General features: G+C 71.8%; 8 protein-coding genes. 1 reads left to right on the top strand and 7 read right to left on the bottom strand.

Going from position 1 to position 8,395, the window contains the following annotated elements; all coding sequences use genetic code 11:
• Positions 1 to 57: 57 nt before the first annotated feature.
• The 3 genes from FB455_RS18785 to FB455_RS18780 form a co-directional block, all read right to left on the bottom strand.
• The gene (locus tag FB455_RS18785) at positions 58 to 600 is read right to left on the bottom strand and encodes a DUF6244 family protein (protein WP_145754330.1); all 543 of its coding nucleotides are present in this window, start codon (positions 598 to 600) and stop codon (positions 58 to 60) included.
• 173 nt (positions 601 to 773) lie between these two features.
• Positions 774 to 2,465: a hypothetical protein gene (locus tag FB455_RS34340; RefSeq protein ID WP_486481550.1), complete on the bottom strand. Its 1,692-nt coding sequence runs from the start codon at positions 2,463 to 2,465 to the stop codon at positions 774 to 776.
• Positions 2,466 to 2,598: 133 nt separating this feature from the next.
• Positions 2,599 to 2,913 (bottom strand): hypothetical protein, encoded by a 315-nt coding sequence (locus FB455_RS18780; protein WP_145754327.1) that lies wholly within the window; start codon positions 2,911 to 2,913, stop codon positions 2,599 to 2,601.
• A gap of 658 nt (positions 2,914 to 3,571) precedes the next feature.
• Between FB455_RS18780 and FB455_RS18775 the strand changes: the two genes are divergently transcribed.
• Positions 3,572 to 3,955 (top strand): GNAT family N-acetyltransferase, encoded by a 384-nt coding sequence (locus tag FB455_RS18775; RefSeq protein WP_223884660.1) that lies wholly within the window; start codon positions 3,572 to 3,574, stop codon positions 3,953 to 3,955.
• Between the two features lie 185 nt (positions 3,956 to 4,140).
• Here the strand turns inward: FB455_RS18775 and FB455_RS18765 are convergent, their stop codons facing one another.
• The 4 genes from FB455_RS18765 to FB455_RS34330 all read right to left on the bottom strand — a co-directional run bounded on the left by FB455_RS18765 (position 4,141) and on the right by FB455_RS34330 (position 8,395).
• Complete coding sequence (locus FB455_RS18765) at positions 4,141 to 5,265, bottom strand: recombinase zinc ribbon domain-containing protein (RefSeq protein ID WP_145754325.1); 1,125 nt, start codon at positions 5,263 to 5,265, stop codon at positions 4,141 to 4,143.
• 29 nt (positions 5,266 to 5,294) lie between these two features.
• Positions 5,295 to 6,026 carry a hypothetical protein gene (locus FB455_RS18760; protein WP_145754321.1) on the bottom strand — a complete coding sequence of 244 codons (732 nt, stop codon included), beginning with the start codon at positions 6,024 to 6,026 and terminating at the stop codon, positions 5,295 to 5,297.
• A gap of 471 nt (positions 6,027 to 6,497) precedes the next feature.
• On the bottom strand, positions 6,498 to 7,289 hold the full coding sequence (locus tag FB455_RS34335) for a methyltransferase domain-containing protein (RefSeq protein ID WP_186466420.1): 792 nt from the start codon (positions 7,287 to 7,289) through the stop codon (positions 6,498 to 6,500).
• Between the two features lie 11 nt (positions 7,290 to 7,300).
• Positions 7,301 to 8,395, bottom strand: coding sequence for a hypothetical protein (locus FB455_RS34330; RefSeq protein WP_186466419.1), 1,095 nt, complete (start codon positions 8,393 to 8,395; stop codon positions 7,301 to 7,303).

Here is an 8,395-nt window from a genome sequence, read left to right as displayed (position 1 = left end):
CCAGCATCAAGCCCGAGCTCGACGATCGCACTACACACGCCGCCTCAGCCTCGAACTTCAGCCATGATCCCCAAACGGCGGCTGCCGTACTAGCTGTCGCGCGTCGGCGATCGCCGCTTCGGTGAACTGCCGCGTAGCACTGGTGCGTTGAGCGACCAGCACCAGGACCTGCTTGATGCTCTCCAATGCCTGCAGCAGCGGCCCCGGCTGCCCGCCCTGCAGGACCATGGCGACGAGCTGCTGCGCCTCGCGGACCTGGGCGATGGCACCTGTGGTTGCGTCACGGGCGCTGTCAGCCGCGCTCACCACGGGTGCCAGCGCGGCAATCGTCTCCTGCGGGGTGGCCTCGCGGGGCACCGCAGCGGTTGCCTTCGCCGCCTCACCAACCGACCCGGTGAGGCTACCCCGGCCGTCCTGGATCCCGTTGATCGCCTTCCGCACCCGGACCATGCCCGCAGCTACTGCGGCGAAGCCGGCGCCCGCGGCCCGCACTGTGACCTCTTGGGCCTGACTGTCAGCGGCGGCTGCGAGTCCCCGCGCGCGCTCCACGCCGGCCATCAGTGCGCGGAACTCACCGGCGATCTTCTCGATGTGCGACACGAAGCACACTCTCCCAGTCGGAGACAGCGAAGGTCTTCGACCGCTGAAGCTACCGGGGCGCCCTCGGGGTTACCAGATGCTGCTGGGATGCGGCTGCCGGGGCCCGGGGTGGTTGTTGAACCGACCGACTCAGTGTGGTGGCTTTTCGTCGCGCCGCTGGGTCGGTGTTCTGGTCAGGGCTGAAAGTCGTCGTGGACGGTGACCCGGGACAGCTCGTAGCTGTCGGCGGTGCGCCAGTAGTGCATGCGGCGGGCGGAGGCGGTGCCGCGTTGCAGGGCGACGCGCCAGCAGGTCGCCCCGTCCGGGCGGGTGAGGTAGGGGCTGCCGTTGCTGCCGGTGCGCAGTTGGTGCAGGTCCCGGCCGGCGAGGTGCGGTGCCTGGCCGGTGAGGACCTCGACGACGACGGACACCACCTTGGCGCGGCTGACGCCGTGCAGGGTGTTCAGGGAGGTGAGAAAGCCGGGCGCGAGGCGGTAGTCGGCCAGCGGCTTGTCGGCCTTCTCGGCGGCGGGAATACGTCGTGCCCACTCGGTGTAGACCTCGTGGCGGAACTGGTCCTCGTCTTGGAGGAACGCCGGACCGTCACTGCCAGGGTGGTCGCCGACCTGGTCGCTGCGACTCTGGTGGCCGCGCAGCTGCTTGACCGCGTGTTGGCGGGCCAGGTCGGCGGTGCGGTAGCGGGTTTGCAGATTCTCGATGCGCTGGTGTGCCCGGGCGAGTTCGTCCTGCAGGCTTGCGGCGTGCACCCGCAGTGCCTCCAAGTCCCGCTCGGCGTTCTCCCGCGCCGCCCGCTCGGCGTGCAACGCCGCGCGGTCGGTTGCGGCACGTGTCAGCGCGGCGGGACCCGGCACGGCGGCCGCGGGTGTGCCCGCCGGACCAGCCGGCGGGGGCACCGGTGAGTGACCGCGCGCCAGGTCCAGGGGTATGGCCTGCCGCGGCACCCCGGCCACCGGGGGAAGCGGGGCCGCAGCGCGCGTCTGGGCGCGGGCGACGGGCATCTCGTTCGCAGGTGGCGGCAGCCAGGGCGGCCCGTCCGGCAGCAGGCTGGGCGCGGGCACGGGCGCCTCGCCGTCGACGGTGTCGACCCGCAGCCTCAGCTCGGCGGCGTCGAGGGCGGTGATACGGGCCGCCACGGTCTCGCCGGTGGTGAACAGCTCGCCCATCGAGTCCTGCGGATTGGCGGTGACCGCGTCCCGGTGCACCTCGACGGTGACGCCCGGCAGTAGCCGCAGCGTCACCGTGTCGGCGGTGACCGCGACGACGTCGGCCCAGACCACGTCCCCGACCCGGTAGGCGTCGACCACGGCGGCGCGCGCCACAACGGGGGAGGCAAAGCGCAGCCCCGCGCGCAAGTCGAGACGCCGCGACGCCGGGTCGTAGAGCCCGGTGACGTGCTGCCCCTTGGTGAGGACGCGGTGCAATGGCACACCGGCAACGGTCAGCTCCTCCCACACCGAGGCCATCATCGCGTCGTCCAGCCGGACCAGTGCCCGGGAACCGACGATCCCCTCCACCGTGCCGCTGCGCTGCTGGGCCTGCTGGCTGGTGGCCAGCGGCCCCAGGCCGGCCGCCGCCGCGGCGGTGAGGGCGTCGCCGACGAGTTGGCCGGTGACCCGTTCCCGGTCATCACGGGAGTAGGCGAACCGCAACCGGGCACGACCGGGGTCTGTGATCCAGTCGCCGCTGACCGGATACACCCGCCCGGCACCCCCGTACACCTGGGTCGAGGGCGGCATCGCGTGGGAGAACGCCCAGGACAGGCCGCTGGTGGGCAGCACCACGACCTCCGCCAGACCGCTGACCGCCTCGGCGACGGCGTCGGGATCGCCGAACGGCTCCGTCTGCCCGGATGGGATCGTGACCACCACCACCGGCCAGCCCCGCCGCGCATTTACCAGCCAACCCGCCAGTTGCGCTGCTTCGGCTTCCGACCTGATCCGACGCACTCGCGACGGTGGTGTCCTGACGGCGGTGGTCATGGCCGCGCTCCGCGCGCGGTCACCGCGGCTCGAGAAGCAGCCTTCGCACCCGCAGGTCCGCGACGTGCGCCTCCGGCGGCGATTGGGGGTCGTGATCCGCGCGGAATGGCTGCCCGCCGGCGCTGAGACGCAGTGGCGTCTGCACCAAGGGCGCCCAGATCCGACGGCCGCGGACCTGCACCTCGTCGACTAGGGCGGCGCCAACCGCGCCGGCGACGCCGGCTTTCGCGGTGGCCCCCGCCTCGGTGGGCTGCCCGACGCGGGAGAGCACGTAGCGTGGGCGCGCGACGCGCACCACTGCGGCAGGCGCCGCCGGCCCGGAATAGTCGCTCACGCCATACAGTCTGTGACCCCTACGCCACCGACACCAGTCATTGCGGCTTACGGCATCCCCGGCCACCTCTCGCGACCGCAGTGCAGCCGTGCGGGCGCGGAAGTTTGTGGAGCGATCTTTTCCGATCTGGACACGCCAGAGCCTCCGTGATCGAGTGAGCACTTCGAGCAGAATGGAGACGCCGGTGGAGCGACTCAAGGGTTGGGCTGCCTACAACGCCAGTAGCGAGCCAGGCCGACAATGGCAGCTCGGAAACCCCGGATCCATGGCGCGGCACGACCAAGTACAGGACGCCGAGAGCAAGCACTCTTCGGATGAATACAACGTCCTGTTCCTTCCCGGCGGGGCTCCAGCCGACCAAATCGGCAACCTGGTCGCATGGTGCCCAAGGCTTGATTCGGTTGTCGTTCTCAAACGCGGAACGACACTCCGGACTGCCCAGGCAGCCATGCTGACACCGGAGCCACGCCTTGGGACGTTGCAGGCGATCTTTAGTTCCCTCGAATCCACCGACTCGCCCCCGCTGCCCTAGTGCCGCGTCAGGCAAGGTTTGCCTCGTTCCTGTCAGACTGCTCAGGTGATCGTCAGACTTGCGGGAGAGCAAGACTTCCATGGCTTCCTTGATCTGGCGGCCCAGGTCGAGTGCTGCTTCGGTCCGATGGTCGAGGATCTCGCCTTTCATGACGCTGTGCGCAAGCACGTTCGTCGGTCCACGGCGCTCGTCGCTGTTTCCTCGGAGCCGGATCTCCTGGGTGGGCTGTTATTCGCGGCGAAGGCCCCGTCCTACCACGTCCACTGGCTTGTCGTGTCGGAGCGGTCACGGGGGAAGGGCGTCGGTCGTGCGCTGATGGCGGACGCAATGCGCAGGTTCGTGCGGGGCCCAGGCACCGTTGAGGTGGTCACCTTCGGGGCCGATCACCCTGGTGCTTCCGTCAGCGGTGCACGCATCTTCTACGAACGCCTTGGTTTCGCCCCTGCCGAGGCTGTTGATCCGGGTCCGGAAGGTGGTTCCCGGCAGGTCTTCCGCCTGGCCGCCACCTGATTCATGCGACGCTGGCCCGGTGACGACGTTGTGCAGGCGCTCGTCGGCGGTGTGATTGTTCCGCCAGATGATGTAACGGCGGATCATGCTGCCCTGGGCCTTGTGGCTGGGGTGGCCGGTGCCGTCGAGGGTGAAGTAGCGCAGGGCGGCGAGCGTCTGGCGCAACGACTGGCTTGCTGCGCCTGTCACCGGTCCTCACGGGCATGCACATGTTGGCGCGCGGCGCAGTCCTGCCATATCCGCCCGAGGTGGCTGATCATCCGGGCTGTCGCCGGATGCCCGGGGTGGGCACGGCGGTGAGCGGTGATGGTGTCGGCGAGCAAGTCGCGGGCGCGGGTGCAGTGACCAAGGTCGTGCAGGACGACAGCGAGGCTGGCCTGGGTGGCGAGGGTGGGGTGGGCGTCGGGGCCGGCGGTGGTCGCGAGTTGCTCGGCGAGGTGGCGGTACAGGTGGTATGCCCTCTGGTGGTGACTTGCGAGCCGGTGGGCGGTGGCGAGGATGTGCAGGCCGGCCAGGGTCGCAGCGGCGGTGGGGCCATGCAGGTGGGTGCGGGCTTGGTGGGCGTAGGTGGCCCAGCGGATCGCCGCCGTGGGGTGTCCGAGGCGGATGAGCACCTCGGCGTGCAGGTGGGCGGCGTCGGCGTGTACCGGGTCGTCGGGAGCGGTGGTGGGGTCGACGGCGGAGAGGACCGCGTGCAGCAGCTCTCGGGCGTGCGCCGGATTCGTGGCGGTGAGGGCGCGGGCGAGGTCGAGGTGCTCGGTGAGCGGCGCCGTGCTGGCGACGACGGGGCGCCAGGCGATGCGCAAGTCGGCGGGGTGGCGGCCGGCGGTGACGCGGCTGATGATCCTGCCGGCGCAGGCAGCGGCCGTCTCCGTGTTGTGGGGATGTGCGACGGCGGCGGGCACGATGTGCGGTGCGTTGCGCAGCACGGCGCGACCAATCATGTCGACGATCCGCGCGGCGGGCAGGGCTGGGCGGTGGCAGTCGGGTGGGCAGTCGTAAGCCACCTTCGCGTCAAGCGTGAGTACGGCGGTCATGGGCCGGCGGCAGATTCCGCACCACAACAGGCCTGGCGGTAGTGACAGTGCGTGGGGGTCGTCGCTGTCGGCTCGCTCGTCGGTCACGGTGGCGATCGTGCTGGTGGTCGCGGGGCGGGCGTTGGTGACCCACTGCTGCACGAGCCGGCGGTGCAGGTTGAGTTCCTGGGCGACGGCGGTGACGGCGCGGTGGCTGCCGGCCGCGCGCTGTTGCTGAACGCGGGTGACGGCGGAGTCGATCAGTTCTTGCGGGTACTTGCGGGGGAACGGCATGTCGGCGGGGTCCTCGGGCAAGGTGTAGGTCAGCTGCTCGGGTGGAGGTTCGGCGTCGCACTGTGCGCTGTTGGCCGGTGGGTGCAGACTGCCTCGTGGTCGTGACGGGGCGGCCGGGTCGCCGCATGCTGCACCTGCTGGCGCAGCGGGTCGGGGTGGGAACGGGCCAGGTGCAGGGCTTGCCGGTAGTGGTCGGTGGCGAGGTGGGGTTCGGCGCAGTCGCGGTACATTCCCGCCAGCCGGGTGAGCATCCGAATCGTCAAGTCGTCGGCGTCGCCGACGTGGCCGCGGCGGGTGCGCCAGGCGTCGGTAAGTTCGCCGTGGGCGGTGGCGCAGAACCCGGCGCGGTGCAGCGCGGCGGCGAGGTCGGCTCTGGCGGCGAGGGTGCGGACGTCGTGTGCACCGCCGACGGAGGTGAGGGCGGCGGTCAGGTCGCGGTAGCAGGCGGCAGCGGGGCGGGGACGGCCGCAGGCGAGTAGCGCTGCGGCGAGGACGCCGAGCGCGCGTACCGTCGTCGGGTGCTCGGGGCCGTGGTGGTGGCGGCTGCGGGTGTGCGCCCAGCCGGCCCAGTCGGATGCTGCGGCGGCGTGGCCTGTGCCGGTGAGGGCGTGGGCGTAGAGGACCGCGGCGTCCACGGCTGCCGCGGGGACCGCGCCGGGGCGGACCTGCGCCAGCGCGGGTCGCAGCAGCGCCGCGACCGCCCCGAGGTCTCCAGCGGCGGCGAGATCCTCGGCCCGCACGATCATTTCCTGCAGTGGCACGATTGCTGTCACCGGGCGGATGCCTGCCTCACGCGCCGCCGCTGCCCCGGGTCGGGGCGTGGACCGCGGTGGCGGCACGACAGGCGGTTGTAGGCGGCTTGGGGGCAGTCCCTGGGCACGAGGCCGCGGTCGGGTCCCTGTTCGCCGCGTCCCTGCGCCGCGGTGATGGCCTGATTGTCCCCGCCGCTGCCCACGGCACCGGCGCGAGCTGCTGGCGCGGCGTTGCGGGCGGGCGGAAGCGTGCAGCGCATGGCGTCCCTTCTCCTTGGTGGGGCTGGGAGATGGCCGGCGGCGGCGAACGGGGGATGCGCCGCCGCCGGCCACGCCGGCTTCCCGCCCTCCCCTTGCAGGCGGTCGACCGGCTCGGCAGCCTGGTGGTGCTCGGCTGCCGTCGCCCGCCGCTGACGGCTGACGAGGCCGTGCGGTGGGCGGGTTCGCGGGCCGGGCGTGCCGCCGCCCGGTCCGGTGAGGTCAGCGGGGTTTGCGGGCGATGGTGCAGGCGAACTCGTAGCCGCGTACCACCACGGTCGGGTCGGCCATCAGCTCGGCGAACCGGTCCAGGTCGCTGGCGACGAAGTCGGCCTTGAGGAGCTGTTCGCGCAGTTGCCGGGCGTTGTCGGCGTACAGGCGGCAGCCGGGGCTGCCGCCTGTCCAGGTCTGCGCGAGCCAGCGGGTGTGGACCTGCTCGAGGCCGGCGTTGAGCAGCAGGGTGGGGGTTTTCTCGCCCCAGTGCAGGTCGACGCCGCGGTCGGCGAGGACGTCGAGGATGCCGTGCACGATCCGCACGATCAGCTCGGCGTCGCCGCCGGTCGGGGCGTGCGGGACGGTGGTGCGGGCGTAGACGATCTCGCCGAGGACGATTCGGCCGCCGGGGCGCAGCGCGGTGATCATCTGCTCGAGCAGGAGATGGCGGTTGGGCAGGTGCTCCAGCACGCAGCGGGCGGTAACCACGTCGACGCTGCCGGCCTCGACGGGTAGGGGTTCGGTGCGCAGGTCGCGCTGGTAGACGTCGAGGACGCCGGTGGGTGCCAGCAGGGTGGTGTCGAGGTCGACGGCGATGACCTTGCCGGCGGGGCCGACGAGGTCGCACAGGTGCCGGGCGATGGAACCGGCTCCGGCGCCGACGTCGAGGGCGTGCTGCCCGCGCGTGATGCCGCCGCGGTTGAGGTCGTCGATGGTGATCGGGTCCAGCATCTCCTGCAGCGGGTGCAGCTGGGTGGGGGTGTTGCGGAACTGGTAGCGCTGCGCCGCGGTGGTGGTCATGTGGCGGTTCCTTACTGTGCGGTTGGGGGTTCGGGGGTGCAGGGCTTCTCGGGGTGGACGACGTGGCGGCCCTGCCGGCGGGGCATCATCAGGTTCGCCGGCTGCGTCGTCTCGAGGGCGTCGGCGGTGGTGGGTGGTTCCCACCAGCGGCGCTCGGTGTGGGTACGGGTCAGCAACAGCAGGTAGGCCGACGGCTGCCAGCCCGAGGGGGTGCGGGTGGCGCGCTCGTAGGCTAGGACCTGTCCGGTGGACTGGTGCAGGATCAGCAGGTGCCGCTGGATGGCGTCGCCGTTGGTGGTGGTGGCGACGCCGATGCCGGTGCGGCCGGCCCGGTCGACGGTGCGGGGGTAGGCGACCAGCCCGGGTGTGTACGCCAGTTCTGTCACGGCGAGTGCCCGCCCTGATGGTGCGGGGCTGTGCCAGGTGGCCAGTGCGGCTAGACCGGTGACGAGTCCGCCGTCGCCGTCGAGGTCGCTGGTGTGCAGACCGGCGTTGTGGCGGAAGAAGTCGCCGCTGGTGAACGCCTTCGACAGGTTGCGGTCGCTGAGCCATCCGGGCGGCCAGAAGTCGTGCGTGACGCCCGGCCACGGGTCCGGGTATTCGCTGGTCAGGGCTGCGCCGGAGTCGTCGTCGTCATACCAGCGCACGATGTCCCGCGTCGTCTGCCCACCCTTGTCGAGGTGCCAGGCGCGCAGGCGCACCACGTCGAACCGGCCGCTGACCGGGTCGCAGGCGTCGGCTGTGATGCGCTGGGCCAGAGCGTTCAGGACAGGTCGGGCCGCGCGTGGGTACGCCACGACGGTCGCCGACGGCGCGGCGACCGTGGCGGCCAGCTCGGCAGATGGTGCGGGTTCCGGGACCGCGCAGCTGTTGTCGGCGGCGACCAGGGCTGGCATGTGCAGCTTCGGCGGCGCCGAGATGCCGGCGAGAGTCAGCGTGGCGGCTACTGCGGCGACGCCCGCGGCGGCGGCGCCGCAGCGCCGCGGGGCTGTCGTGGGTGCGAGCAGTCGCAGCGGGTTGCTGGTGTCGACGCCGCCGGAGTAGCCGTCGACGCGTGGCGCGGCGCGGTGCCGCATCAGGCGGTGGATGGGTTGGCGGGTGTGCAT

This window comes from Micromonospora sp. CNZ296 (genome assembly GCF_007827635.1).
This window is presented reverse-complemented; position numbering and strand designations above follow the sequence as displayed.

Bases quoted from the DNA above. Each gene is read 5' to 3' on its own strand.
- FB455_RS18775 (WP_223884660.1), top strand. From the start codon at position 3,572: ATGGTCGAGGATCTCGCCTTTCATGACGCTGTGCGCAAGCACGTTCGT.
- FB455_RS18765 (WP_145754325.1), bottom strand. From the start codon at position 5,265: ATGCCGTTCCCCCGCAAGTACCCGCAAGAACTGATCGACTCCGCCGTC.
- FB455_RS34335 (WP_186466420.1), bottom strand. From the start codon at position 7,289: ATGACCACCACCGCGGCGCAGCGCTACCAGTTCCGCAACACCCCCACC.
- FB455_RS34330 (WP_186466419.1), bottom strand. From the start codon at position 8,395: ATGCACACCCGCCAACCCATCCACCGCCTGATGCGGCACCGCGCCGCG.